Origin of the sequence: Halochromatium glycolicum, from assembly GCF_016584085.1 — a bacterium.
Taxonomy (GTDB): domain Bacteria; phylum Pseudomonadota; class Gammaproteobacteria; order Chromatiales; family Chromatiaceae; genus Lamprobacter; species Lamprobacter glycolicus.
This window is the reverse complement of the sequence record NZ_NRSJ01000044.1, coordinates 1-23,761: the sequence shown is the minus strand read 5'-3', so window position 1 is coordinate 23,761 and position 23,761 is coordinate 1. Positions and strand designations below refer to the sequence as shown.

General features: G+C 66.0%; 26 protein-coding genes. 18 read left to right on the top strand and 8 right to left on the bottom strand.

What is annotated here, in order from left to right; translation table 11 throughout:
- Positions 1-33 precede the first annotated feature (33 nt).
- The 3 genes from tig to CKO40_RS18850 form a co-directional block, all read right to left on the bottom strand.
- Positions 34-1,326 carry a trigger factor gene (tig, locus tag CKO40_RS18860; protein WP_200347998.1) on the bottom strand — a complete coding sequence of 431 codons (1,293 nt, stop codon included), beginning with the start codon at positions 1,324-1,326 and terminating at the stop codon, positions 34-36.
- A gap of 120 nt (positions 1,327-1,446) precedes the next feature.
- Complete coding sequence (locus tag CKO40_RS18855) at positions 1,447-1,791, bottom strand: tetratricopeptide repeat protein (RefSeq protein ID WP_200347997.1); 345 nt, start codon at positions 1,789-1,791, stop codon at positions 1,447-1,449.
- Between the two features lie 427 nt (positions 1,792-2,218).
- Positions 2,219-2,416, bottom strand: coding sequence for an Alvin_2107 family globule sulfur oxidation protein (locus CKO40_RS18850; RefSeq protein WP_200347996.1), 198 nt, complete (start codon positions 2,414-2,416; stop codon positions 2,219-2,221).
- Positions 2,417-2,799: 383 nt separating this feature from the next.
- On the opposite strand from CKO40_RS18850, the gene CKO40_RS18845 reads away from it, so the two are divergent.
- The 5 genes from CKO40_RS18845 to soxZ all read left to right on the top strand — a co-directional run bounded on the left by CKO40_RS18845 (position 2,800) and on the right by soxZ (position 8,145).
- Positions 2,800-3,843 (top strand): AAA family ATPase, encoded by a 1,044-nt coding sequence (locus tag CKO40_RS18845; protein ID WP_200347995.1) that lies wholly within the window; start codon positions 2,800-2,802, stop codon positions 3,841-3,843.
- A gap of 21 nt (positions 3,844-3,864) precedes the next feature.
- Positions 3,865-5,262, top strand: coding sequence for a vWA domain-containing protein (locus tag CKO40_RS18840; RefSeq protein WP_200347994.1), 1,398 nt, complete (start codon positions 3,865-3,867; stop codon positions 5,260-5,262).
- Between the two features lie 60 nt (positions 5,263-5,322).
- Positions 5,323-6,798 carry a M48 family metalloprotease gene (locus CKO40_RS18835; RefSeq protein ID WP_200347993.1) on the top strand — a complete coding sequence of 492 codons (1,476 nt, stop codon included), beginning with the start codon at positions 5,323-5,325 and terminating at the stop codon, positions 6,796-6,798.
- A gap of 504 nt (positions 6,799-7,302) precedes the next feature.
- The gene (gene soxY, locus CKO40_RS18830; protein ID WP_200347992.1) at positions 7,303-7,776 is read left to right on the top strand and encodes a thiosulfate oxidation carrier protein SoxY; all 474 of its coding nucleotides are present in this window, start codon (positions 7,303-7,305) and stop codon (positions 7,774-7,776) included.
- A gap of 54 nt (positions 7,777-7,830) precedes the next feature.
- Positions 7,831-8,145, top strand: a complete 315-nt coding sequence (soxZ, locus tag CKO40_RS18825; RefSeq protein WP_200347991.1) for a thiosulfate oxidation carrier complex protein SoxZ — start codon at positions 7,831-7,833, stop codon at positions 8,143-8,145.
- A gap of 217 nt (positions 8,146-8,362) precedes the next feature.
- On the opposite strand, the gene CKO40_RS18820 is transcribed toward soxZ, so the two are convergent.
- The 4 genes from CKO40_RS18820 to CKO40_RS18805 form a co-directional block, all read right to left on the bottom strand.
- Positions 8,363-9,352 (bottom strand): LpxL/LpxP family acyltransferase, encoded by a 990-nt coding sequence (locus tag CKO40_RS18820; RefSeq protein WP_200348014.1) that lies wholly within the window; start codon positions 9,350-9,352, stop codon positions 8,363-8,365.
- A gap of 67 nt (positions 9,353-9,419) precedes the next feature.
- Positions 9,420-9,929 carry a Fe-S cluster assembly transcriptional regulator IscR gene (gene iscR / locus CKO40_RS18815; RefSeq protein ID WP_200347990.1) on the bottom strand — a complete coding sequence of 170 codons (510 nt, stop codon included), beginning with the start codon at positions 9,927-9,929 and terminating at the stop codon, positions 9,420-9,422.
- A 135-nt stretch (positions 9,930-10,064) separates the two neighbouring features.
- Positions 10,065-10,877 (bottom strand): serine O-acetyltransferase, encoded by an 813-nt coding sequence (cysE, locus tag CKO40_RS18810; RefSeq protein WP_200347989.1) that lies wholly within the window; start codon positions 10,875-10,877, stop codon positions 10,065-10,067.
- A 37-nt stretch (positions 10,878-10,914) separates the two neighbouring features.
- Complete coding sequence (locus CKO40_RS18805; RefSeq protein ID WP_200347988.1) at positions 10,915-11,760, bottom strand: RNA methyltransferase; 846 nt, start codon at positions 11,758-11,760, stop codon at positions 10,915-10,917.
- A gap of 91 nt (positions 11,761-11,851) precedes the next feature.
- Between CKO40_RS18805 and CKO40_RS18800 the strand changes: the two genes are divergently transcribed.
- The 10 genes from CKO40_RS18800 to CKO40_RS18755 all read left to right on the top strand — a co-directional run bounded on the left by CKO40_RS18800 (position 11,852) and on the right by CKO40_RS18755 (position 20,841).
- Entirely contained in the window at positions 11,852-12,661 is an 810-nt protein-coding gene (locus CKO40_RS18800) for an inositol monophosphatase family protein (RefSeq protein WP_200347987.1), read from the top strand.
- Positions 12,662-12,847: 186 nt separating this feature from the next.
- Positions 12,848-14,767: a 2-oxoacid:acceptor oxidoreductase family protein gene (locus CKO40_RS18795; protein ID WP_200347986.1), complete on the top strand. Its 1,920-nt coding sequence runs from the start codon at positions 12,848-12,850 to the stop codon at positions 14,765-14,767.
- Entirely contained in the window at positions 14,768-15,622 is an 855-nt protein-coding gene (locus CKO40_RS18790) for a thiamine pyrophosphate-dependent enzyme (protein ID WP_200347985.1), read from the top strand.
- 5 nt (positions 15,623-15,627) lie between these two features.
- On the top strand, positions 15,628-16,179 hold the full coding sequence (locus tag CKO40_RS18785) for a hypothetical protein (protein ID WP_200347984.1): 552 nt from the start codon (positions 15,628-15,630) through the stop codon (positions 16,177-16,179).
- A 71-nt stretch (positions 16,180-16,250) separates the two neighbouring features.
- On the top strand, positions 16,251-16,883 hold the full coding sequence (gene parA, locus CKO40_RS18780; protein WP_200347983.1) for a ParA family partition ATPase: 633 nt from the start codon (positions 16,251-16,253) through the stop codon (positions 16,881-16,883).
- Entirely contained in the window at positions 16,876-17,175 is a 300-nt protein-coding gene (locus CKO40_RS18775) for a hypothetical protein (protein WP_200347982.1), read from the top strand. The genes parA and CKO40_RS18775 overlap by 8 nt, the downstream gene beginning before the upstream one ends.
- A 202-nt stretch (positions 17,176-17,377) precedes the next feature.
- Positions 17,378-17,998 carry a Tll0287-like domain-containing protein gene (locus tag CKO40_RS18770; RefSeq protein ID WP_338074221.1) on the top strand — a complete coding sequence of 207 codons (621 nt, stop codon included), beginning with the start codon at positions 17,378-17,380 and terminating at the stop codon, positions 17,996-17,998.
- A gap of 77 nt (positions 17,999-18,075) precedes the next feature.
- Positions 18,076-18,651, top strand: a complete 576-nt coding sequence (locus CKO40_RS18765) for a hypothetical protein (RefSeq protein ID WP_200347981.1) — start codon at positions 18,076-18,078, stop codon at positions 18,649-18,651.
- Between the two features lie 360 nt (positions 18,652-19,011).
- Positions 19,012-20,238, top strand: coding sequence for a protoporphyrinogen/coproporphyrinogen oxidase (locus tag CKO40_RS18760; RefSeq protein WP_200347980.1), 1,227 nt, complete (start codon positions 19,012-19,014; stop codon positions 20,236-20,238).
- Between the two features lie 51 nt (positions 20,239-20,289).
- Positions 20,290-20,841, top strand: coding sequence for a putative 2OG-Fe(II) oxygenase (locus tag CKO40_RS18755; protein ID WP_200347979.1), 552 nt, complete (start codon positions 20,290-20,292; stop codon positions 20,839-20,841).
- Between the two features lie 172 nt (positions 20,842-21,013).
- Here CKO40_RS18755 and CKO40_RS18750 read toward each other — a convergent pair whose 3' ends face one another.
- Positions 21,014-21,409 (bottom strand): hypothetical protein, encoded by a 396-nt coding sequence (locus CKO40_RS18750; RefSeq protein ID WP_200347978.1) that lies wholly within the window; start codon positions 21,407-21,409, stop codon positions 21,014-21,016.
- A gap of 376 nt (positions 21,410-21,785) precedes the next feature.
- Between CKO40_RS18750 and CKO40_RS18745 the strand changes: the two genes are divergently transcribed.
- The 3 genes from CKO40_RS18745 (at position 21,786) to CKO40_RS18735 (ending at position 23,648) form a co-directional block, all read left to right on the top strand.
- A complete protein-coding gene (locus CKO40_RS18745; protein WP_200347977.1) occupies positions 21,786-22,451 on the top strand; it encodes an ankyrin repeat domain-containing protein in 666 nt (221 codons plus the stop codon).
- Between the two features lie 140 nt (positions 22,452-22,591).
- A complete protein-coding gene (locus CKO40_RS18740) occupies positions 22,592-22,885 on the top strand; it encodes a hypothetical protein (protein ID WP_200347976.1) in 294 nt (97 codons plus the stop codon).
- Positions 22,886-22,898: 13 nt separating this feature from the next.
- On the top strand, positions 22,899-23,648 hold the full coding sequence (locus CKO40_RS18735) for an SDR family oxidoreductase (RefSeq protein WP_200347975.1): 750 nt from the start codon (positions 22,899-22,901) through the stop codon (positions 23,646-23,648).
- The last annotated feature ends 113 nt before the right edge of the window (positions 23,649-23,761 follow it).

Genomic DNA, 23,761 nt, shown 5'->3' with positions numbered 1-23,761 from the left:
TCAGTCTCGGGAAATGACGCGTGCGCGCCGAAGCTAATCTTGCGACGTCAGCGCGCTGAAGCTCGTCGGCTCCTCGACAACCTGGAGCTGTTCGAGCAGGTGCTCAACCACCAGATCCTCCAGCACCATCGACTCGACCCCGGCCAGCCGTTGTCGATCGGCCTGATAGTAGTCGATCACCGCCTGCGGATCATCGTAACTGGCTGCCATCTCTTCGAGCGCGGCACGCAGCCGGTCGGAATCCGCCTCGAGCTCGTGCTGCTTGACGACCTCGGCGATGATCAGCCCGAGCGCGACCCGGCGACGGGCGTTGTCAGCGAACAGCTCATCCGGAAGGCTGATCTGCGCCCCGCCGAGGTTGAGGTTTTGGTTCGCCTGCTGCCGCAGGGACTCGATCTCTTCGGCGATCAGCGCGCTCGGCACGGTCAACGGATTGGCCTCGAGCAGCGCATCCATGACCTGATCCTTGACCCTCGTCCTGACCCGTTGCTTCAGCTCCCGTTCCAGATTGCTGCGCACATCGGCGCGGAAGCGCTCGAGGTCGCCATCCTCGACACCGAACTCCTTGACGAACTCGGCATCGACATCCGGCAGCACAGGTGCCTCAACGTCCTTCACCTTGACCGCAAAGACCGCCGGTTTCCCGGCCAAGGCCGATTCCTGATAGTCCTCAGGAAACTCGACCTCGACCGAGCGTTCGTCGCCGGCGACAGCGCCGATCAGCTGCTCCTCGAAGCCCGGAATGAAACGCCCGGCGCCGATCTCGACCCGGATGTCCTCGCCGCTGCCACCCTCGAAAGGCTCGTCATCGACGCGGCCCTCGAAGTCCATCAGCACCCGGTCACCCTCAGCCGCCGCACGTTCCACCGACTCCCAGCGCTTGCGCTGCTGCCGTACCCGCTCGATGGTCTCGTCGACATCGGCCTCGGTGACCTCGACCACCGGCCGGGTGACGGAGCGGCCGTCGAGCGACTGCAGCTCGAGATCGGGAAACACCTCAAACTCGGCGACATAGCCGTAGCGCCCGGCAGCCTGATCCAGATCCGGCTCGATCTCCGGACGGCCGGCAGGGCGCAGCTCGGACTCGGCGATCGCCTGCGGCCAGCTCGCCTCGACCCGCTCACCGAACACCTCCATCCGCACCGAGTCGCCGTAGCGCTGGCGCAACATGCGCAGCGGAACCTTTCCCGGCCTGAAACCGGGCAGACGCGCCGAGCGCGCATAGTTCTGCAGTCGCTTCTCGATCTCCTGCTCAATCTCCTCAGCAGGGAGATCAACCCTCAGCCGTCGCGTGAGACCGTCCCCGGTCTCGACCGATACTTGCATTGCTGTCCTCCAGGCATGGCGCTAGCAGCACCAGGGAAAACGGACGAAACTACCATCAAAGGGCCGGCGAGACCAAACAACACCGCCGCCGACAACCCGAATCAAGGACGGGTCGACGCGTCACTGGGTTGACGAGTTGACGGGAGGCCCGACCGGGGCGCCGACCACTTGGAGCACCGGCTTCTCGCGCAAACGCTTAGCGGCCTCGTACTCGTCGTCGCTCATTTGGCTGCCGACGATATTGCGCAACAGCTCGGCATCCTGATCGCCCTCCTTGACCGCAAGCGAAAGCCAATAGTGGGCCTGAGCACGATCCATCGGCACGCCACGGCCTTCGGCGTAGATCAGCCCTAGTGCATAGAACGCATCCACCTCGCCGCGCGCCGCCGCCTCCCGCACCTTGAGCACCGTGGTCGGGTCATTGCGAAGAAGCACGAGGTCCTTCAGATAGCTGTTGTCACTCATCAACGCACCCCGCTCAACTGGGCTGGCGATCATGGCGGCGCGCCATCCCGAGTGCGCCATCCCGGCTCAAAACGAACGGATCGCAGCAGCTGTTCGACAAAACACAGTGCCTGCGCGCAGATCCCATATAGGTTCCGCACGGATTCCGCGACCCGGTCGCAGAAGCTTCCGGGGGCAGGTGATGGACGCATCCGAAGGTGCCGCCCGCTTCGGGCCGCCACCTCCCATTCACGCTCATGGCCCGGTCAACGTGCAACCATGGCGTTTACCGAACAATCGAGGGGAGCCAGCACGTGCGCTGGCACCCCATCCAGTGCCCATAAAGAAAAAGGCGGGGAGAGCCCGCCTCGACGACCAGGCCGTCAGCCCCACCACCGGTGGCGCGCCGACATGATCTGCCGCGGCTCGCCGGGGTGAGCCTGCGGATTCAACCCTTGACCCACTTGGAGAAGTTATCGGTCGTCTTCTCCTCGCCGTCACTGTAGCCGGCCTCATAGGCCTCGGTGATCCGCTGTTCCTCGCGCTTGGGATTCTGAAGGAAGCCGCATTGCCAGCCCTGGATGTATTCGTCGTCGACACCGAGCTGTTCCATCTTCGTGACAGCGTCATAATAGAACTGGTTCATCATCCACTCTCCGGTTAGCTAGTGATTCGGTTGCAAATAATCGGGATGCGGAAGCCTCGTCGGGCGACCGCGAGATCGAAGCCCGTGCCGGGAGCGCAGCGGACCGGTTGCCGATGCGCCTCGCACGCAGGGGATCGCCACAGCGCGCATTCACCCGAATCTGGCTTAACGGATAAGAATACCGCTTCCTTCTAATACGCGCCAGCGCCGGCCGCTCGAGCGCGCGCCCAGGAGCTTGGGATTCGCGTCGACGAAACCCAACCTAGAGTAGGTGAAGGCCGGCGATGAACAGCCATCGCGCAGGCCGGCCGATGCCTGACGCCGGACTCATCGCGATCCGGCCCATTCAACCCGGACGATTCCGTCGAGGAGAGCCGCCCATCATGCGACCTGCCCAACTGCTATCTGTCCTCGAGCGCGAGCTCAGTAGTGCCGCCGATGGACATCACACACCGGTGATGCTCTGGGGACCACCCGGTGTGGGCAAGTCGCAGATGATCGCCCAGGTCGCCGAACGTCATCAGGTCCCGGCGATCGACATCCGCCTGTCGCAGATGGAGCCGAGCGATCTGCGCGGCATCCCGTTCCGGGTCGATCAGCATGTCGAGTGGGCAACGCCGGCCATCCTGCCGAACGCGGAGCGCCACGGCCCGGCCGGCATCCTGTTCCTCGATGAGATCACCTCGGCGCCGCCGGCGGTCTCAGCGGCCGCCTACCAGCTGATCCTCGACCGCCGGCTCGGTGAGTACCAGGTTCCCGAGCACTGGGCGATCTTCGCCGCCGGCAACCGCCAGGGCGATCGCGGCGTCACCTACAGTATGCCGGCGCCGCTGGCGAATCGCTTCTCGCACTTCGAGGTCGAGACCCACCTCGACGACTGGGTCGCCTGGGCCTACAGCAACCGGATCGACGAGCGCGTGATCGCGTTCCTGCGCTTCCGGCCCGAGCTGCTATTCGACTTCGACCCGGCCCACAATCCGGTTGCCTTCCCGTCGCCGCGCTCCTGGGAGTTCGCGCATCGCGCACTCAAGAAGTTCCAAGACCAGCCGCAGCTGCTGCAGGGCACGCTGCAGGCCTGTGTCGGCTCGGCCGCTGGCATCGAGCTGACCGCCTTCGTCAACAGCATCGACCAGATGCCGGATCTGGACGCGATCTGCCGCGGCGAGTCGGTGCCGGTGCCGAGTGAGATCGATCTCCAATACGCGGTCGCGGCGGCGCTGGTCGGCAAGGCGATCCGCGCGCGCGAGAGCGGCGAACAGCAGGAGGTCATCGGCAACATCCTGCACTACGCCGGCCGCTTCCCGCAGCGCGAGATGGGCGTGATGCTGGTCTCGGACCTGCACCGCGCGATCGGCAGCGATCTGTTCGAGGTCCCGGCCTTCGCCGATTGGGCCAACGCGATCGCCGACGTGATGCTCTACGAATGACCGCCGCGACGATAGAGACCTATGGCTGCTGACTTCATCGGAGACCTGCAGGACCATGCGCAGGGTGAATGCCCGAGCGAGACCGCCGCGCCGCCGCTGGATGCGCAGGACCTGGCCGCGATCGAGACCAAACTGTCATCGGCGCGCACCCGTCTGATCCTGGACAAACCCTTCCTCGGCGCGCTGGTGTTGCGCCTGCCGATGCGCCCGGCGAGCAGCGACTGGTGCCCGACCACGGCCACCGATGCGCGGGCGTTCTACTACAACCCGAGCTATATCGAGGCCCTGTCGCTCGACGAGACCCAGTTCATGCTCGCGCATGAGGCACTACACTGCGCGCTCTCGCACTTCGCGCGCCGCCAGCACCGGGTCAAGCACCGCTGGGACCTGGCCTGCGACTACGCGATCAACCCGCTCCTGATCGACGATGGCCTGAAGCCGCCGCCGAACGCGCTGGCGATGCCGATGTACAAGGGCATGACCGCCGAGGAGATCTACCCGCTGCTCGACGACAACGATCAGTCCGAGACCCTCGACACCCATGCCTACGACCGCGACAGCGAGGGCCAAGGCCAGCAGTCCGGCATGGACGAGCGCGACGTCCAGGATCAGCAGCAGCGCAGCAGCCAAGCGGCGGAGAGCGAGCAAGGCCAGGGTGGTGCCCAGGGCGCGACCCGGCGTGATAGCGAGCCCCAGGGCCCGGCGAGCAACGCGCCCCAGCCGGAGCCCCAGCCGGAGCCAGAGGCGGATGACGGCGCCGGCGCTCGACCGCAGCCGCTGACACCGGACGAGCAAGAGACGCTGCAGGTGCAGTGGCAGCAGCGCATGGCCGGCGCCGCCCAGCAGGCAATGCAGGCCGGCCGGCTCGGCGGTGAGCTCAAGCGCATGATCGACCACCTGCTGCAGCCCCAGCTGCCGTGGCGCATGCTGCTAGCGCGCTACATGAACGCATTGTCGCGCCACGACTACAGCTGGTCGCGGCCCTCCCGTCGCGAGGGCGCCCACATCCTGCCCAGCCTGCGCAGCCAGCGTATTGACCTGGTCGTCGCGCTCGACACCTCAGGCTCGATCAAGGACAGCGAGGTGCAGGAGTTCATCGACGAGATCGATGCCCTCAAGGCGCAGGTGCAGGCCCAGGTGACGCTCCTGCCCTGTGATGCGGCGCTCTGCCCTGGAGCCCCGTTCCGCTTCGAGCCTTGGGAACAATTCCAACGCCCCCGCGATCTCAAAGGGGGTGGTGGCACCAGTTTCAAACCCGTGTTCCAATGGGTCGAGCAGCAAGGGATCAGCCCCGATCTGCTGGTCTACTTCACCGACGCCAATGGCGCGTTTCCCGAGCACGAACCGCCCTACCCGGTCATCTGGCTGGTCAAGGGCCGCGCCGAGGTGCCCTGGGGACAACGCGTTCAGCTCAACTGATCTCCTATCTCCTAAGCGGGCCCCGACCCCAGGGCCCAGAACGAGGCCCGATTCGCCCGCATGGCGGCAGTCAACCCCATCGCACGATTCCTGACCCGCGCCGGTTGGCTGGCGCTGGCCATCACGCTCTCGGTGCTGCCTGCACCAGCGGCTACGGACCCATTCGATCTACCCGACTTCGGCAGCTCGGCCGATACGGTGATGACCCGCGCCGAAGAGCGCGATCTGGGACAGGAGTTCATGAAATGGGTACGCAAGGCGCTTCCGGTCTCCAGTGACCCGGTTCTGACGGACTATCTCCAGACGCTCGGACAACAGCTCGTTGCGGCCAGCGGCAATCCCGGCCACTACGAGTTCTTCCTGATCGACGAGCCGACAGTCAACGCCTTTGCGGGACCGGACGGGCACATCGGCATCTTCGCCGGGCTGATTCTCGCCGCCCAAACCGAGGGCGAGCTGGCCGCGGTGATCGCCCACGAGCTCGCCCACGTCAGTCAAGATCACCTGATGCGCAGCTTCGAGGCGCAACGACAGATGGCACTGCCGGCAACAGCACTGCTGCTCGCCGCCGCGGTGCTGGGGGCGACCGTCGACTCCAACCTGGGCGCGGCCGGACTGATGGGCGTTCAGGGCGCCGCCGCTCAAAAACAGATCAATTTCACCCGCGCCAACGAGGAAGAGGCCGACCGGATCGGCATCGACACCCTCTCCCGTGCCGGTCATAACCCCTACGCGATGCCGGGCTTCTTTCAACGTCTGGCCAGAACCAACCGGGTGTCCAAGAGCGAGGCCCCCGAGTTCCTGCGCACGCACCCGGTGACCAGCAGCCGCATCGCCGATGCACTGAACCGGGCCCGCCAGCATGGGCAGCGCCAGCGGCCCGATAGCCTCCGCTTCCACCTGGCCCGCGCCAACCTGCGTCAGCAACGAGAGTCGAACCCAACACGGGCGGTCGAGCACTTCGAGAAGACCCTCGAGCAAGGGCGCTACCGCGATGAGACCGCCCAGCGCTATGGCTACGCGCTCGCGCTGATGCGCGCCGGCCGCCTCGACGCTGCGCGGCAACAGCTCGCCCCCCTGCTCGACGCGCATCCGACTCAGACCGAATTCCTGGTGCTGCAGGCCGAGATCGACCGCCGCGCCGGCCAGCCCGAGCGTGCCGTGCGCAACCTCAAGGGACCGGTCGGGCTCGCCCCCGGCAACTGGCCTCTCAATCAGGCCTACGCGCAGGCATTGATGTCCGCGTCGCGCCCAGCTGAGGCCCTGAGCGCGCTCGAACGCTTCGCCGCCATCCGACCCGGCATCGCCTCGATCTACGAGTTGATGGCAGACGCCGCCGGGACGTCCGGTCAGCGCGCACTGAACTATCGCTATCGGGCCGAATATCTCTATCAGATCGGGGAGCTCGAGCCGGCCATCCGTCAGCTGCAGCTCGCGCTGCGTCTCAACGAGATCGATTTCCACCTCGCCTCGAAGATCCAGGTGCGGCTGAGCGAGCTACAGGCACAGGAAAAGGCCCGCGAAGCGCGTGATTGAGCGCGCCGGGCCCAACCGAAGCCAGGCTGCCGACACTTCGGGTTTTCACCAGCAAGCCCAGGCATAAACGCGGTTTTCAGTACCTGAGGAATCGGCTAAGCTACATCGATCGTCGAGTTGGGTTACTGTCGCGGCGCCAGCTTCCAGGCCGTCTCGCAACGAATCGGCGGGTCCACTGCCGAGAGCAGAGGGCCGTGACATCCGAACGCCTCGACTAGAGGGGCGAGCCCACCGACGCAGAAGAACGATCGACACCAGGAGGCTTGACGTGGCCGCGACAATCGGTCTCGACGTGCTTGGTTCTCTGCCGGCCTGGCGTGCTCAACACGCCCGGGCAGTCAGTAGGGGGCCGTCTACCGGCGCCTCCCGAGACCAGCGCGCCGATCGCACCTGATCGGCTCTCCGCTCGATCCGGCTGAACGGCTCGTGCAGCCTCCTCGGGTCCGTGTGTCTCTTCGCTCTCCCCCAAAGGTTAACAGCCCTGTTCGATAGAGGAGATTGTCCATGATCGACGCAAAACGTAGAACCCTGCTGAAGGGCTCCCTTGGTGTCAGCGCTGTCGGCGTTGCCGTCGGTGCCGGCCTGCTCACCCCCAGTGCGGTGCTCGCCAACTGGCCCAAGGCCGCCTTCGAGGCCAAGGACACCGAGGCCGCGTTGAACGACCTGCTCGGCAGCAATGCCACCGAAACCAGCGACGAGGTCAAGATCAAGGCACCCGACATCGCCGAGAACGGCGCTGTTGTGCCGGTCACCGTCGAGAGCGGCGTCTCGGGCGCCAAGTCCATCTCGATCATGGCTGCTGGCAACAGCACCCCGTTGATCGCCTCATTCGAGCTCGGTGAGAACGCAGTCCCGTTTGTCTCAACCCGGATCAAGATGGCCGAGACCGCCGATGTGATCGCGGTCGTGCAGACCGATTCTGGCCTGCTTAGCGCCGCAAAGCCGGTCAAGGTCACCATTGGTGGCTGCGGCGGCTGATGCCGACCTGACACTGGTTGCAGCTTTCACAGACAAACGAACCGAGGTAATACCATGGCAGGCAACATCAAGATCCGCGCCAAGAACAGCAACGGCGTCACGACCGTCAAGTCGCTGATGAGCCACGAGATGGAGACCGGTCTGCGCAAGGATAAGAAGACCGGTGAGCCGATCCCGGCTCACTTCATCCAGGAAGTCACCGCCAAGTGGAACGACCAGGTCGTGATGACCGCACTCTGGAGCGGCGGCGTCTCGAAGAACCCCTATCTCTCGTTCAAGTTCAACGGCGGCGCTGCCGGTGACAAGATCGAGATCACCTGGGTCGACAACAAAGGCGAGAGCGAGACCGGCACGGCCGAGATCAGCTGATCGCAAGCCGCGCGCGCCTGCGATCAGCAGGCACGCGCGCTGGCCAGCACGAATCTGGCCCAGCACGAATCTGGCCAGCATGAATCTGGCCCAGCGCTCATGGCACGAGCGCTCATGAGACGCAGCGCTCTTGAGACAATCGGCCCCGCATCGGCGGGGCCTTTTTGTGCCCGTCTGCGCAATGCCGGCGTCCTCCCTCAGCGATCCAGCCGACCCCTCAGTTGCCCGCGCGCAGCAGACGGGCCCTGTCGATCGCCGCCTGATCGCGCAGCGGGCCCGTATAGACCTTGTTTCCGCCGCTGGGCCGGCGTCGGAAGCGCCGATAGCTCCAGAGGTATTGATCCGGACAGATCGCGATGCACTGCTCGATCCCCCGGTTCAACGCCGCCGCCGCTTCGACGTCGTCGTCGCTGTCGATGCCGTCCGGGGCCTTCAAGCAATGGATGCGGAAGCCCTGTGCACGCGGCAACCGCTCCGCGATCATGAAGATCACCGGCGCAGCGCTGCGGCGCGCCAGGCGATTGACCAGCAGCATCGTGTAGGCGGGTATCCCGAACAGCGGCGCGTAGACCGCGCCTTTGTCCTCGCGCGGTTCCTGGTCCGGCAGGATGCCCGCGTATTCACCGCGCTCCAGGGCGTTGAGGAGCACCCGAATACCGCGCGCGGTGGTCGGTGCCAGGGTCGCGCCGGCGCGCCGGCGCGCATCGACGATCAGCTCATCGAGCAGCCGCTGCGGCTTGTAGAAGATCGTGGTCGGCCCTTGGGTCGAGAGGTAGAGTCCGGCCAGCTCCCAAGCGCCGAGATGGGGCGAGAGCACGATGAGCCCACGCCCGGGCTGTCGCTTCAGCAGCTCGCCGCCGCGCACCTCGCGGATCAGTCCGACCGCCGCCTCAGGCGGCCGCATCCAGAGCAGCGCCGTCTCGAACAGGGTCTTTCCCAGCTCGCGCAGGCTGCGATTGCGCGCGCGTATCAGCTCCGTTGCGGGCCGCTGCGGGGCATGCAGGGCAATATTGATCAGCGCATTGCGGCGCTGCCGGTTTGGGAGCAGCACGATCAGCTGGCCGATCGCAGCACCGAGCCGATGCAGCACCGCAAGCGGCAGCGGCGCCAGCAAGCGAACCAACCCCCGAGCGGCACGCTCTTGCCACCAGCGACGCGGAGAACGACCGGCTGCGGAGGTTGCAAACGCCTTGCCCGAGACCGGCACAGCTCCTTGGCGTGGCTTCACAGAGGTAACGAACCGATCGAGCTCAGGTGCTGATCAACGCCCCGCCTCAGGCATTCGCCTGATCGGTCGAGCGAAACGCATCGAGATGGACCTTGGTGCCGCCCCCTTGCTTCGCCTCGAGCGGACGCTTCGGTCTCCGCCCAGCCTGCTCCGCCGCCCCACGCTCGACCAGGTCATGGAGACTGATATTGTTCAGGTAGCCATAGATGCGATCGCTGAGGTCCATCCAGAGATCATGGGTTAGGCAGGGGCCATCCCCTTTGCAATTATGCGCGCCGCCGCAGCGGGTGGTATCGACGTTCTCGTCCACCGCAGTGATCACCTCGGCGATGTAGATCGACGCGGCCTCTCGTGCCAGATTGTAGCCGCCACCGGGACCGCGCACGCTGACCACGAGCCCCCGCTTGCGCAGCTTCGCGAACAACTGCTCCAGATACGAAAGGGAGATCCCCTGACGCTGCGCGATATCCGCGAGCGCAATCGGACCATTTCCCTGATGAATCGCAAGATCGAGCACCGCGGTGACCGCGTAGCGCCCCTTCGTCGTCAGTCTCACCTGGACCCCTCCTCGCTGATACCGTCTTCACCTGTCATCCTATGATAACCGACGAATACCATCAATTTTGTGTTTGCAAGACGCAAACCCGCATCGGCGCTGCGATCGAACGGCGCGAGGCCCGACTGCCGCGCTTCAACGCCCATGCTGGTCTTGCCGACCCGATGCGCCGTCATCGCCATCGACCGCCGGCGTCGCCGCCGCCGGATCGAGCACGCATCCCTCGAGGTCCCCGAGATGCTCGAAGTGCCGCGTGATGCCGTGCTCCTCGAGCGCCCGCGACATCGCCTCCATGCGTCGATCCATGATGTGGATATGATCGAGCATCCGATTGACCGCATTGGCGACCGGATCAGGGGCATCGCGGGTCGCCCCGTAGGCATCGAATCCGATCCGCTTGGCGGTGTCGGCACGACGGCGTGCCGCGGCGTCGCCCCCCTGCTCGATCATCCTCCCTGGCACGCCCACGATGGTCCCACCGGCCGGCACCGGCTTCAGCACCACCGCGTTCGAGCCGATCCGGGCGCCGTCGCCCACGGTGATCGGGCCCAGCACCTTGGCACCGGCGCCGACCACGACATCGCAGCCGAGGGTCGGATGGCGTTTGCCCTTCTGCCAGCTCGTCCCGCCCAGCGTCACACCATGGTAGAGGGTGCAGTCATCGCCGACGACAGCCGTCTCGCCGATCACCACACCCATCCCGTGATCGATGAAGAAACGCCGGCCGAGCTCGGCCCCCGGATGGATCTCGATGCCGGTGAGCAGCCGCGCCACGTTCGATAGCATGCGCGCGAGCCATTTGAAGCCGCGCCGCCAGAGCGCATGCGAGGCTCGATGCATCATCACCGCATGCAGCCCCGGATAGGTCGTCAAGACCTCAAAGGCATTCCGGGCCGCTGGGTCGCGCTCGAATACACATTCGATGTCCTCCCGCAACCGGCTGAGCATCAAACCGTCTCCTTGAGCAGTGATGGCTCGGCAGTGTTCATCGCCGAAACCGATTGGGGTCTTTGCGTCCTGCTGCCGCCGAAAGGATGCCGCGCAGGATGTTGAGCTCGGTACGATCCGGGCGTGCCCGATTGAAGAGCCGGCGTAGACGCCGACGCAAGGTCCTCGACTGGTCCGGATCGGCGAACCCGATCGCGACCAGCGTCTGCTCCAGATGGGCATAGAAGCCCGCCATCTCGTCGGCCGTCGCTAGCTCCTCCGGCGGCGAGCCATCGCCCCCCGAGTGGACCCCGGCCTGGGTCGATCCCAGCGCCGCCTGCTCCGGCGCCCCTGCCCCGCTCGCCGGCGCGCCGATCGTCAGCGCACGGCGCCGCAGCTCATAGGCGAAGACCTGCGCCGCCGCCGCGATGTTCAGCGAGCTGTAATCCGGGTTGGCCGGAATTCGCGCCAGATAATGACAGCTCGCCAGCTCGTCGTTGGTCAGACCGGAGCGCTCACGGCCGAGCAGCAGCGCCACCTCACCCTCGGCGGCCTCCTCGACGAGCCGCTCGGCACAGCCTGCCGGGTCGACCTCGGGCCAGGCTAAGGCGCGCGCGCGCGCACTCGAGCCGATCACCAGCCGGCAGCCGGCCAAGGCATCGGTCAGCGTATCGCAGATCCGGGCACGGGCGAGCAGATCATCCGCGCCGGCGGCACGCGCGAGCGCCTCCGCATCGAGCTGCTGTTGGGGCCGCACCAGCACCAGCTGCGAGAGCCCCATCGTCTTCATCGCGCGCGCAACGGCGCCCATGTTCGCGCTCAGGCTGGTCTCGACCAGCACGACGCGCACGCGCGCAAGCCGTCCCAGCGAAGGCGGAGAATCAACGGACGTAGCAGCAGGCATTGGCTCGATCACAGTCACCACATCAGTTCTTCAGAGTTTTACTACCTTGTCAATCTTCTCTCGATGATGCGAATGCATTATCGTTGACGCCATGGACGCCATGCTCAACATTGCAGTACGCGCCGCGCGCAAGGCCGGCCGGATCGCGGTGCGCTCATACGAGCGCGGCGGTGATCTGCGGATCACCGAGAAGAGCCGCAACGATTTCGTCAGCGAGGTCGACCGCGCCTGTGAGGCCGCCATCATCGAGGAGCTGCGCGGCAAATTCCCCGATCACGCGATCCTCGCCGAAGAGAGCGGCAGCAGCGCGGGGCGCAAGAGCGGTGGCGAGTACGAGTGGATCATCGACCCGCTTGATGGGACCACGAACTATCTTCACGGCTTCCCGCAATGGTCGATCTCGATCGGCCTGCGGCATCGCGGCCTGATGGTACAGGCCGTGGTCTATGACCCGCTGCGCGAAGAGCTCTTTACCGCGAGTCGCGGCAGCGGCGCAATGCTGAACGATCGGCGCATCCGCGTCAGCGATCGCCGCGGACTCGAGGGCGCATTGATCGGCACCGGCATCCCGTTCCGGGAGCAGGCGCACCTGACCACCTACCTCGGCATGCTCGCGGCGATGATCCGCGACACCGCCGGTATTCGCCGCCCCGGCTCTGCCGCGCTGGATTTCGCCTATGTCGCCGCCGGCCGGCTCGACGGCTTCTGGGAGCTGAACCTCTCGCCCTGGGACTTCGCGGCCGGTGCGCTCTTGGTCGCAGAAGCCGGCGGCACCGTGACCGACCTCGCCGGCGGCGATCGCTTCTTCGACACCTGCAATGTCGTCGCTGGCAGCCTCAAGGTCCACCGCGCGATGCTCGAGCGCCTCAAACCCTTCCGCAGCGCCGATCTGCCGGCCTGAGAAGACGGGCGCTCCTGACGAGACGGTCGCCCCGAAAGAAACGGTCGCCCCGAAAGAGACGGTCTCCAAAGTGCGGCCCAGGTCGCGGGCGCCTCGCGGCTCGACGCCTATGCTTCGGGCAAGGTCGCGCAAGGCGGCCACTCGTCCGGCCGAGGCGGCCGGAGCAGTCGAACGGCGGAGACAGGCATGACGCGGCGAACCAGTGACCACTCACAACCGATCACGGTCGCCATCAGCGGCTCGGGTGGCAGCGGCGCACTGACCGCCGGCTCGATCCTGCTCGCTGCTGCTCAGCGCTGCGACCGGTATGGGCTCATGATGCGCGCGGCCGGCCCCCAGGTTCGGGGCGGCGAATCGGTCGCTATCCTGCGCATCGGGCCAACCCCGGTCACCAATATCGGGGATCGCGTCGACCTCCTCGCCGCGCTCGACTGGCGCAACATCGAGCGCTTCGTCGACGAGCTGCCGCTCGATTCAGACAGCTTGATCTTGTTCGACCCAGACAGCGGTCCGATTCCCGACCTCATCGCTGCCAGCGGCGCCGAGCAGCGCGGGGTCCGCTTCGCCAATCAGGCCAAGGCACAGCCGGAAGGACGCGCGAACATGGTCGCAGTGGGCGTCGCCGGCAGCGCGATCGGGCTTTCACTGACCGCCCTCTCCGAGGCCGCCGGCGAGATCCTTGCGAACAAGCCCGTCGAGACCGTCCGCGCGACGCAGGCCTGCATCAGCGCCGGCTATCCCAAGCCTGCGCTGGCGGCGGAAACGGCTCCGACCCGACCGGCCAGGCGCCGCTGGCGCCTCAGCGGCAATGCCGCTGCCGGCCTCGGCGCCCTGCGGGCCGGCGTCGACTTCGTTGCCGCCTACCCGATCACCCCGGCGAGTGAGATGCTCGAATGGCTGGCGCCACAGCTCGAGCGCATTGGGGGCAACCTGGTGCAGGCCGAAGACGAGCTCGCTGCCGTCTCGATGCTGGTGGGCGCGAGCTTCGGCGGGGTCCCCGCGCTGACCGCTACCTCCGGACCAGGCTTGAGCTTGATGACAGAAGGGATTGGCCTCGCCGTCGCCAGTGAAACCCCGATCGTCGTCGTCGATGTCGCCCGTGGTGGTCCGAGCACCGGTCTACCGACCAAGTCCGAGCAGGCCGATCTCGACCAGGCCCTGTATGGGCTGCACGGGGAGGCGCCCCATCTCGTGCTCGCGCCACTCGATGTCGGTGACTGTGCCTTCACCACCGAATGGGCGAGCCGGTTGGCCGAGCGCCTACAGACAGCCGCAATCGTTCTCTCTGATCAGGCACTTGGGCAGACCCGAGCGGTGATCGACCCACCGGCCGCCGCCCCTCCTGTTCCCGGCCGCAAACGGATCGACCAGGACAGGGCCGAACAGGCACCCAGCACCGCTGGAACCGCTGGAACCGCTGGAACCGCTGGAACCGCTGGAACCGCTGGAACCGCTGAAGAGAGTCCAGCAAAGACGGCGTTCGCCCGCTATCGCCAGAGCGCCGACGGCATCTCACCAATGTCGATCCCAGGCGAAGCCGGCCTGACCTACACCGCAGACGGCCTCGCCCACGATGAGCGCGGAACGCCATCGAGCAACGCCGCTCACCACCGCGCCCAGCTCGCGAAGCTCGCCGACAAACTGAGCGGCCATGACTATGGAGACGCTTGGGCCCGCAGGGATCGCGGCGATGACTATACTCACCGTAACGGCTCAAGGCCCATCAGCCTGGTGACCTGGGGCTCGAGCTGGGGGGCGGTCCAGGAGGCCGCGATGCGCTTGCGCGAGCAGGGGGTCGCGGTCCAAACCATCGCACTGCGCTTGCTTGCACCGCTGCAGCATGAGGCGATGCGCCGAGCGCTGGCAGATAGCGAGGTGCTGGTCGTCGAGATCAACGCGAGCGGACAACTGTTTCGCTACCTCCATGCCGAACGGGTACTGCCGAGTGCAGCCCGCTCCTTCGCGAGACCCGGTCCGCTGCCGCTGCGACCGGCGGAGATCCTCAACAGTGTGCGCGAGCTGTTTGGACCACCAGAGCTGGAACGGACCGAAGCCGCCGCGATCAGTGGCGCGGGCAGCAGCCGACGGCTGGGAGGGCAAGCCTGAATGAGCGCAACCACGACCCCAACCCTGCGCGCGCGCGACTATCTGTCCGATATCAAACCGATCTGGTGTCCCGGCTGCGGCCATTTCGGCGTGCTCTCAGCGCTGACGAAGGCGCTGGCCTATCTCGAGCGCCCCAAAGAGGACACCGCCGTCATCTCCGGGATCGGCTGTTCGTCACGGCTCCCGGCCTACCTCGATTGCTACGGCTTCCACGGCCTGCATGGCCGCGCGCTGCCGTTGGCAACCGGGCTCAAGGTCGCGCGCCCCGATCTGACTGTGATCGTCGCCGGTGGTGACGGCGATGGCTTCTCGATCGGCGGCAATCACTTCCTGCACGCCTGCCGCCGCAATATCGACCTCTGCTACATCGTGATGGACAACGCGGTCTACGGCATGACCAAGGGCCAGGCCTCACCGACGACGCCACCGGACTGGACCCGGAGCCCGCTCACGCCGAACGGCCCCGGCATCCCGGTCTTTCGACCCGCCGCGATTGCGCTGGCAGCAGGCGCCGGCTTCATCGCGCGCGGCTTCAGCGGCGACCCGCACGGACTCAGCGAACTGATTGCACGGGCGATCCTGCATCCCGGCTTCGCTTTCGTTCATGTCCTCAGCCCCTGCCGGACCTTCCGTCCCGACGATCAATCCGATTGGAAACAGGGAGTGCACCCCTTCACCGACCGCGCCCGCTGCGATGCCGAGGCCGTTCCGGCCCTGCGGGTCGATGATGACGGCATGGGCATCGGTGTCCTGCACGAGGCCGACCCCAAGGCCCATTCTGGCCCCAAGGACACGCTCGCTGACGCCGACCGCGCCGCGGCCATCGATCGGATCGAGGCGGAGCTGGAGGTTTAACCGCAATGAGCCACATGCCGACCCAGCCGGGCGCACCCTCTGCGATGACCCCCGCTGAGGTCGTCGCTCAGGCACTCGAGCTGATCCAGGACTCGGTCAGCCGTTATGAGCAGCTCCAGTCCTGTTTCAACGCCCATAACAACGAGGCCGCCGCCGAGCTCTTCGGGCGCATCGCCGCAATCGGCCTCGCGACAGCCGCCGCAGTCGCCCGGTTGCAGCCCGCCGAGGCGCTGCCGCGGATCGCCCCTTGGGACTTCCTGTGGCGATGCCCGGACGTGCTCGCCCCCAGGCTCGATCAGTCCAGCCCAGAGGACTGTCATCATCCGTTCGCCATCGCTGAGCTCATCCGCTTGGCCCTGCAACGGGAGCACTGCGCCCTTACCCGGCTGCAGGATGCGCATCAACAGGCGCACATCGCCGCAAGCCGAGCCATCCTGGCACGGATTGTCGAGCAGCAACAGCAGCAGCTCACCGAGCTCGACGCATTGCTCGCTGCAGTGACGGCAAACGAGGCGACGCCGCCTGACGACCTCGACCCACCGAACCGCCCCGAGTAGCGCGCCTGGCTGGCAACGGGCGGGATAAACCACAACCTACCACCTTCACCGATTGGCAACAGAGACCTCGGATGAGCATCATTGCCGTCGTCGGAAACAAGGGCGGCACGGGCAAGACAACGCTCGCGCTGAACCTCGCTGCCGGCCTGTCACGCCGCGACAGCGTGGTCGTCATCGACGCTGATCCGCAGCAGTCCGCCTACCAGTGGCGGCTGGTCGGCGGTGACGGGGCAGACCTACCGGCCGTGGTCGCCGCCGCGCATGGGCTCGAGCAGACGGTCGCCGCCCTGCGCGAGACCCATCGCCATGTCGTCATCGACTGCCCACCGTCGATCAAGGCCCCGCAGACAGAGGTCGCGTTACGCTTGGCTGAGCAGGCGTTGATCCCGGTGCAGCCATCGCCGATGGATCTCTGGGCGACGACCCACATCGCCCGCATATTGGAGCGCCTGCGGCCGGACAATCCGAGGCTGCGCGCATTGATCGTGATGAGCCAGATCGAGCCGCGCACCACGCTCTCCCGGCTCATGCCGGAGGCGGCTGCCGAGCTCGACCTGCCCGTTGCCACCGCGGCACTGCGGCGCCGCGCCATCCATCGCCACTGCGTCCTTGAAGGGCGCACCGTCTTCCAGGCCGGTCGCCGCGGCTCAGCGGCGGCGGCTGAGATCGATTCGCTGATTACCGAGATCCTCGATCATGACTGACAAGACCCGAACCGAACGCCAATTGATCGATTCGATCCGTCGGGCCAAGTCAACCGACGATGTGCATCCGACAGCGGCCGACGCCGATGCGGCCGACGCTCAACCCGCCGAAGCCGCCGCCGACCCCGACCTCGGCTCAGGCTCAGGCTCAGGCTCAGGCACCGCCGCCCCCGATGCCAAAGACCATGCAACGGTGCAGACAACCGCAGCGAACCCTGCTCCGAGTGCAGGCCGCGGCACGCAAAACCCTCCCGGCAACTATCACAGCCGCGGTCGGGTCTGGCCCGACTGACCCGACTTCGGCAGCGGCTCGACCCCAGCCGCGTTTGCCCAAGAGCGCTGCTGCTTCTGAGCCCGTGGCGACCAGGGTTGCCCAACCGGCGCTGCAGACCTGCCAAATGAAGCGCACGTCGTTGCGCTTTGCCATCGCCCGGAACCCTGGGCTTCAGCGATAGTCTTTGTCTCTACTTTTCTGCAGCACGAGTCGGCATCCGGTGGCCGACCTCCTGCCGCTTCTCGACGCAATCCCTGATTTGGAGCTTCCCACCATGCCTAAGAGAATCCTGCTAGCGGCCACGTTAATGGTCGCGAGCCCCGCCTTCGTCATCGCTGAAACCACCGCCCACTTGAACGACGAGGCGAAGATCCTGATCAAGCAATTTGCAACGTCGCTCAAGGGCGAGCTCGTCAGCGCCATCAAGGCCGGCGGTCCCAGCAATGCGATCGCGGTCTGTGAGGACAGGGCACCGGCGATCGCCAATAGCCTCTCCGAGAGCTCGGATTGGACCATCGGCCGCACCAGCCTGAAGACACGCAACCCTGATAATGCCCCGGACGCGTGGGAGACCAAGATCCTCAAACAGTTCGAGGGGCTCAAGGCCGCGGGCAACCCGGTTGAACCGATGAGCTACGCCGCTGTGGTCGAAGAGGACGGCCAGAAGCAGTACCGCTACATGAAAGCGATCCCGACCCAGGAGGTCTGCCTCGCCTGCCACGGCAAGCAGCTCAACCCCGCGGTCGTCGAGGCGCTCGAGGCCGCTTATCCACAAGACCAGGCCACCGGCTACTCGGCCGGCGATATCCGCGGCGCCTTCACCCTGTCGAAGCCACTGTAAGCGAAGCCGCTACAAAGCAAGAGGGCCATCAGGCCTAAACGCTTGCGGAGCGTCTGAACCCATCCCAGACTACGGGCATGAGTGATGATCACTTCCAGCTCGTCTTTGCCGGCCGATTGGCATCGGGCGTTTCGCAGGCGCAAGCACGGCAGCGCCTCAAGTCGCAGTTCAAACTGACCGACAGTCAGCTCGAGCGGCTGTTCACGGGCTCAGCGGTCACCGTCAAACGCAATCTCGATCAGGCCGCTGCCGAGCGATACCATCAGGCATTCCTCGAGGCCGGCGCGATTGCCGAGATCCGACCGCTGCGCCCACCGACGCCCCCTGAACCGCAGTCCCCTCCCCCCGATACCGTCGCCGCGCAGGCAGAACCGGCCCGATCGCCTGCAGACCCAGACGATGACACGAGACTCCAGCTGCTACCGGCTGGAGCATTGGTCGGCGAGCAGGTCAGCACCGAGACGCCCCCACCGCCAGATACAAGCAATCTCAGCCTCGCCCCCAGCGAGGGGCTGAACCTGACCGACTGCGCACCGCCGGCGCCGGATACGCCGAAACTGGACCTGGATGGATACGAGCTCGCGCCGCTCGATGCCGACTCGACCGAGCGGAACGAGCCGGGCAGCCCGCCCCCGCGCACCCGCGAAGGCTGAGCACTAGCGTCTCGCTATAGCCATTCCGCCTGATCGCCGAACAGACAGCGCCGAACAGACAGCGCCGGAACAGTCAGCACCGATGGGTTCAGCCTGTCCGGAAACCAGGGAGGGTGACTGTAACGCCCATCGCACGGTGCCACCCCGGACGATGAATCCCGCGTGATTCACGGTCACGACCAGGAGGACGTGCCAGCCTGGAGAGTGACCAGATCGCTGTAGTCGTTCAGGATAACCTGAGCTCCGCCTCCCCACCTCCCCTCCTCCCCGCTTCCGCTGACCCGGAAGCGCGGCAAGATCGTTAGAATGACGCGCAGTATGCATTCGCCATTTGCCCCCTGCCCAGAGGTTCCGAACTCCATGGCCGACCATACCCACATCGTCATCGGCGGTGGTATCAGCGGACTCAGCGCCGCCCATTACTCCGTTCATGCGGGGATCGACACCCTCCTGCTCGAGGCTGCCGAGCGTCCCGGCGGCTGTATACAGAGCACGGCCTTCGATCAGCTCGATGGATTCTGGGTCGAGGCCGGCGGACACACCTGCTTCAACAGCTATGGCAATCTCCTCGGCATCATGGAGCAGCTTGGACTGCTCGGGCTGACCCAGGCCAAGGCCAAGCGCAGCTACAAGCTCTGGGTCGAGGGCGAGCGCAGGGGCATCCTGTCAGCGCTGCACCCGCTCGAATTGGCGGTCTCGCTGCCAGGCCTATTCCGGGTCAAGAAGGAAGGCAAGCGGGTCGTCGATTACTACGGCAAGGTGCTCGGGTCCAAGAACTATCGCGATCTGTTCGGGCCGGCGTTTCGCTCCGTTGTCTGCCAAGATGCGGATGACTTCCCGGCCGAGGCCCTGTTCCGGAAGAAGCCCCGCCGTAAAGACGTGCTGCGGGCATTCACGATGCCTGGCGGACTCTCCGATATCCCACGCGGGATCGCCGAACAGCCGGGGCTGACGACCCGGTTCGGCACCCGGGCCGAAGTCATCACGCGCGACGGTGACGGCTTCGAGATCGCTCTGCAGGACGGGACGAGGCTGCGCTCGGAGCGCCTGACGCTGGCGGTCCCGCCCGACGCGGCGCATGAGCTGCTCTCTGGCGTTGCACCCGACGCGGCGGATGCCATCCGCGACCTCGGTGTCGCCGAGATCGACACGCTCGTGATGGTCTTCGAGCGCGCGAAGGTCGGCGTTGACGAGATTGCCGGCTTGATCAGTGTGGACGCGCCGTTCCGCTCCGCCGTCTCACGCGACTTCCTCGCGGACGCGCATTATCGCGGGTTCGCATTCCACTTTCCCGCCGGGCAGCTCGATGAGCGCGAGCGCGAGCAGGCCGCCTGCCAGGCGATCGATGCGCGGCCGGATGACGCCGCCGCGATCATCCACGTGCGTAACCGCCTACCCGCGTTACGGGCCGGTCATATGGAGAAGGTCAAGGCACTCGATGCCGCGCTCCGGGGCACCCGTCTCGCCGTAACCGGAAACTGGTTCCTTGGCGTCTCGATCGAAGACTGCGTGACCCGCAGCCGAACCGAGCATGAACGGCTGTTCGGCCCGATAGCCAACCCAGCGCTCTCTGCTGCAGCCGGCTAGGCGCGCGGCGACAGCCCCGCGCAACCTCCCGCGTCTCCCCAAGCCTGCCGCATGCAAGCCCACCTCAGCAGTTCGATCATCGCCTGCCGACACCCGGATGCCGAGACCATCAACCCCAGGCTGATCGCCGCCTTCGACCAGCTCGGGGAGGCGGATTTCGAGCGCCGCTCGCACTTCATCGGCGGGCGTTTCGAGAACCTCTACCTGAAACCGGGACGTCTGCCCGGCGTGGAGCAGATCCTGCAGTTCGCGCTCGAGCAGGTCCGGGACCTACTGCGTACCCATCAAGCCAACTGGCTCGACCCCGGGACCGACAGCGAACAGGCACTGCGCATCGGCTTCTGGTTGAACGCGATGCAGCCCGGTCAGACCACGAGCCGCCATCACCACGAAGAGCATGACGAGCTCTTCTCGGGTGTCTATTACGTCAGCGCGCCCGAGCAGGCCGGCGATATCCTCTTTCATGATCCGCCGTTCGAGACCCGAGTCAGCCCGCAACCCGGAATGACGCTGCTGTTCCCACCTGCCCTCGAACACTCGGTCGAGACCAACCGCAGCAGCACGCAGCGTCTGTCGATCGCATTCAACATCGGTCCGGACTGAACCGCGAACGGCGGCTTCGAACAAAGAACCGGGACAGCATCAGGCGCAGGTAACGTGCAGCGCCTGCCGCGCGCTGAGCCTTGCTGGCCTGTTTGCGATCAGGCACGCGGGACGCACCTTGACGACGGTTCAACTGCTCTCTCTGGGATACTAGAAGCGCTAGAAAAAAGCGCTAGCGCTCGGGCTCCAGCAGGATCAGCCGCTCCATCTCGGCGATCCGCACGCGGCGTCCATCGAGGGTGACGAAGCTGCGACGATCGACCTCGCCACGACGCGCCTCATGGCGCTCGATCTTGCCAGTGTAGGTGTTGACGACCTGCACTTCCACGGTCTCGCGATCACGTTGCCAGCCTTGGAACAGATAGACCCCGGTTCCTGCCAGCATGATCACGACCAGCCCATAGGCCGCCAGCCGGACCGCGCCGCGAGGTACCAGGACATTGCGATCCTGCGCTCGGTCCCGACCGGCCTGACCGGCAAGGCGCTCGGCATCATCCTCTGCGCGCCAACGCTCGCGCACGGCGAGCCAGCCCGCCAGGATCACCGCGGCAGTTAGGAGGATCTTCATCAACATGGCCGCGTTAAGCTATCACGTGCCAGCGTCGGTCACCATGCCTGACGGTCTGCGCTTGGCGGCACCTGCCCCGGCGGGGTCTTCGTCAGCGCGACCGATTGCACCTCGCGGTCGCTGCGACGATGCAAAAAAATGCAGTTGGCCACGCCGAAATGCAGGCAGATGGCGGCTACTGCGATTCAGCCTGCTGCGGGGTGTCACCCGTATGGTGAGTTCCGCTACGGCCGTCCAACTGCTCGTTCTGGGATGATTCATCGGGATGCGCGACGGTTGGTATCGTCCCAGCCCGGGCGCATCCTTGTCTGTCGACCACTCCACGGCTTAACATCCGGCGCTCGGTCGCGCCGATTCGCTGTCCCGGGATTTCATGATGCCGCTGTTTCGCGCCCTGCTCATTGCGCTGATCACCGCCGGACTGCTCAGCGCCTGCGATGATCCGCCGCAGCCAACCGTCAACCTCCATCGCGCGGTGCAGATCGGCGATCTCGATCAGATCAAGCGCCATCTGTTCTGGAAGACCGACATCAATCGACCGGGCCCGGATGGCAATTATCCGCTACATGTCGCCGTCAGCCAGGGCCGGGTCGCGATCGCCCGCGAGCTCCTGAAGCACGGCGCCCAGCTCGACGTGCGCAACGCACAGGGACGTACGCCGCTGCATGTCGCGCTCGCCAACGGCAAGGTGCCGGCAGCCGAGCTGCTGCGCGAGCACGGCGCCGATGATGACCTGCAGAGGCTGCTGTTCGCACTCGCCGAGGAACAGACGCTGGACCGGGATACGCTCGAGTTCCTGACCAGTCGCGGAGCCGACATCAATGCCCGCAATCCACAGGGCCAGCCACCGGTGCATACCCTGGTCGAGGCCGGTGATGTCAAGCTTGCAAAACATCTGATCAATGCCGGTGCCGAGGTCAATGGCACAGACGCAAGCGGCAGGACCCCGCTCGAGATCGCCGCTCAGCAGGATGACCGAGCCATGATCACCCTGTTGGAGCAATACGGCGGAACACGCGGAGCCGGATCAAGAGACGAATAATCCCAGAACGAGCAGTTGGCCGCTCCGAAACACAGGCAATGCCGGCGGCGACGGCGATTCAGACTCGCTCGGGACGTCACTCGTACGGTGAACTCCGCTACGGCCCTTTCTGGGATAATTCCAAAGACGAGGAGTCAGGCATGACCGAAAAAGTAGAAGACCTCACCGTCACCTACACCGAGGGTGACCTGGAAACGACCAAAGAGCTCGACAAGGTCATCCTCTCCAAGGGCAGCTGGGCCACCGTGCTCTACCGCTACCAGGATTGGGACCGAGCAAAAGATGCGTACGGACCCGAGCGCTACACGATCCGCCGGTACCAGAAGCGCGGTGGCGAATACCGCCAGCAATCGAAATTCAACATCTCGAGCCGCGCCCAGGCGCAGGCCCTGGTCGACGCCCTGCAGCGCTGGCTGGCCGAAGACCCGCAGTGAAATGGAGGCCCCGATGAATGATCTAACCGGTAAGGTCGCCGTCATCACCGGCGCGAGCCGGGGGCTCGGTGCCGGCCTGGCGGAGCGCTTCCTCGAGCAAGGGCTGGCGGTCGCCGCCTGTGCCCGTCAGCGCCCGAGCCTGCCCGGTGGCGAGGGCGCTGAGAACGGCCTCGCCCAGGCCGCCGATGTCACCGATGCCGAGGCCGTGATGCGCTTTTGCGAGGCGACGGTCGCGCGCTTCGGCCGCATCGATCTCTGGATCAACAACGCCGGCCTACTGGCACCGATCGGCCCGCTGCGCGACAACGACCCGGCCGAATTCGCGCGCCATATCGAGGTCAACGTCCTCGGCGTCTTCCATGGCAGCCAAGCCTTCATCCGACATCTGCACGCGCGCGGCGGCGATGGCGTGCTGCTCAACATCAGCTCCGGCGCTGCCCGCAATGCCTACGCCGGTTGGTCCGCCTACTGCGCCGGCAAGGCCGCCGTCGACCGGATGAGCGAGTCCATCGCGCTCGAGGAGGCCGAGACCGGATTGCGCGTCCATGCCGTCGCACCCGGCATCATCGACACCGATATGCAGGCGATGATCCGCAGTTGCTCGCCGGAGCAATTCCCACGGGTGCAGAAGTTCCTGGATCTCAAGGCCAGCGACGGCTTCAGCTCGCCGCGCTTCGTTGCGGACCGGCTCCTCGAGCTCGCATTCGGGCCCGACGGTGCGCAGCAGCCAGTTGCGATGACGCTACCGCTCGAGAAGACCTAACGGGCCGAGAACCAGCCTACCTCTGATTAAGAGCCCGCGGCCGGCCCGAGTGACCAGCCCGACGGCGACCGTCCGTGGGTCGTCATCGGGCGGCTCGGGGCCGGGGGTGAGGC

Bases quoted from the DNA above. Each gene is read 5' to 3' on its own strand.
- CKO40_RS18750 (WP_200347978.1), bottom strand. From the start codon at position 21,409: ATGAAGATCCTCCTAACTGCCGCGGTGATCCTGGCGGGCTGGCTCGCC.
- CKO40_RS18745 (WP_200347977.1), top strand. From the start codon at position 21,786: ATGCCGCTGTTTCGCGCCCTGCTCATTGCGCTGATCACCGCCGGACTG.
- CKO40_RS18735 (WP_200347975.1), top strand. From the start codon at position 22,899: ATGAATGATCTAACCGGTAAGGTCGCCGTCATCACCGGCGCGAGCCGG.
- CKO40_RS18785 (WP_200347984.1), top strand. From the start codon at position 15,628: ATGAGCCACATGCCGACCCAGCCGGGCGCACCCTCTGCGATGACCCCC.
- CKO40_RS18755 (WP_200347979.1), top strand. From the start codon at position 20,290: ATGCAAGCCCACCTCAGCAGTTCGATCATCGCCTGCCGACACCCGGAT.
- tig (WP_200347998.1), bottom strand. From the start codon at position 1,326: ATGCAAGTATCGGTCGAGACCGGGGACGGTCTCACGCGACGGCTGAGG.
- CKO40_RS18855 (WP_200347997.1), bottom strand. From the start codon at position 1,791: ATGAGTGACAACAGCTATCTGAAGGACCTCGTGCTTCTTCGCAATGAC.
- soxY (WP_200347992.1), top strand. From the start codon at position 7,303: ATGATCGACGCAAAACGTAGAACCCTGCTGAAGGGCTCCCTTGGTGTC.
- CKO40_RS18800 (WP_200347987.1), top strand. From the start codon at position 11,852: ATGGACGCCATGCTCAACATTGCAGTACGCGCCGCGCGCAAGGCCGGC.
- CKO40_RS18775 (WP_200347982.1), top strand. From the start codon at position 16,876: ATGACTGACAAGACCCGAACCGAACGCCAATTGATCGATTCGATCCGT.
- CKO40_RS18805 (WP_200347988.1), bottom strand. From the start codon at position 11,760: ATGCCTGCTGCTACGTCCGTTGATTCTCCGCCTTCGCTGGGACGGCTT.
- soxZ (WP_200347991.1), top strand. From the start codon at position 7,831: ATGGCAGGCAACATCAAGATCCGCGCCAAGAACAGCAACGGCGTCACG.
- CKO40_RS18835 (WP_200347993.1), top strand. From the start codon at position 5,323: ATGGCGGCAGTCAACCCCATCGCACGATTCCTGACCCGCGCCGGTTGG.
- CKO40_RS18845 (WP_200347995.1), top strand. From the start codon at position 2,800: ATGCGACCTGCCCAACTGCTATCTGTCCTCGAGCGCGAGCTCAGTAGT.
- CKO40_RS18765 (WP_200347981.1), top strand. From the start codon at position 18,076: ATGAGTGATGATCACTTCCAGCTCGTCTTTGCCGGCCGATTGGCATCG.
- cysE (WP_200347989.1), bottom strand. From the start codon at position 10,877: ATGCTCAGCCGGTTGCGGGAGGACATCGAATGTGTATTCGAGCGCGAC.
- CKO40_RS18795 (WP_200347986.1), top strand. From the start codon at position 12,848: ATGACGCGGCGAACCAGTGACCACTCACAACCGATCACGGTCGCCATC.
- CKO40_RS18790 (WP_200347985.1), top strand. From the start codon at position 14,768: ATGAGCGCAACCACGACCCCAACCCTGCGCGCGCGCGACTATCTGTCC.
- parA (WP_200347983.1), top strand. From the start codon at position 16,251: ATGAGCATCATTGCCGTCGTCGGAAACAAGGGCGGCACGGGCAAGACA.
- CKO40_RS18840 (WP_200347994.1), top strand. From the start codon at position 3,865: ATGGCTGCTGACTTCATCGGAGACCTGCAGGACCATGCGCAGGGTGAA.
- CKO40_RS18760 (WP_200347980.1), top strand. From the start codon at position 19,012: ATGGCCGACCATACCCACATCGTCATCGGCGGTGGTATCAGCGGACTC.
- CKO40_RS18740 (WP_200347976.1), top strand. From the start codon at position 22,592: ATGACCGAAAAAGTAGAAGACCTCACCGTCACCTACACCGAGGGTGAC.
- CKO40_RS18850 (WP_200347996.1), bottom strand. From the start codon at position 2,416: ATGAACCAGTTCTATTATGACGCTGTCACGAAGATGGAACAGCTCGGT.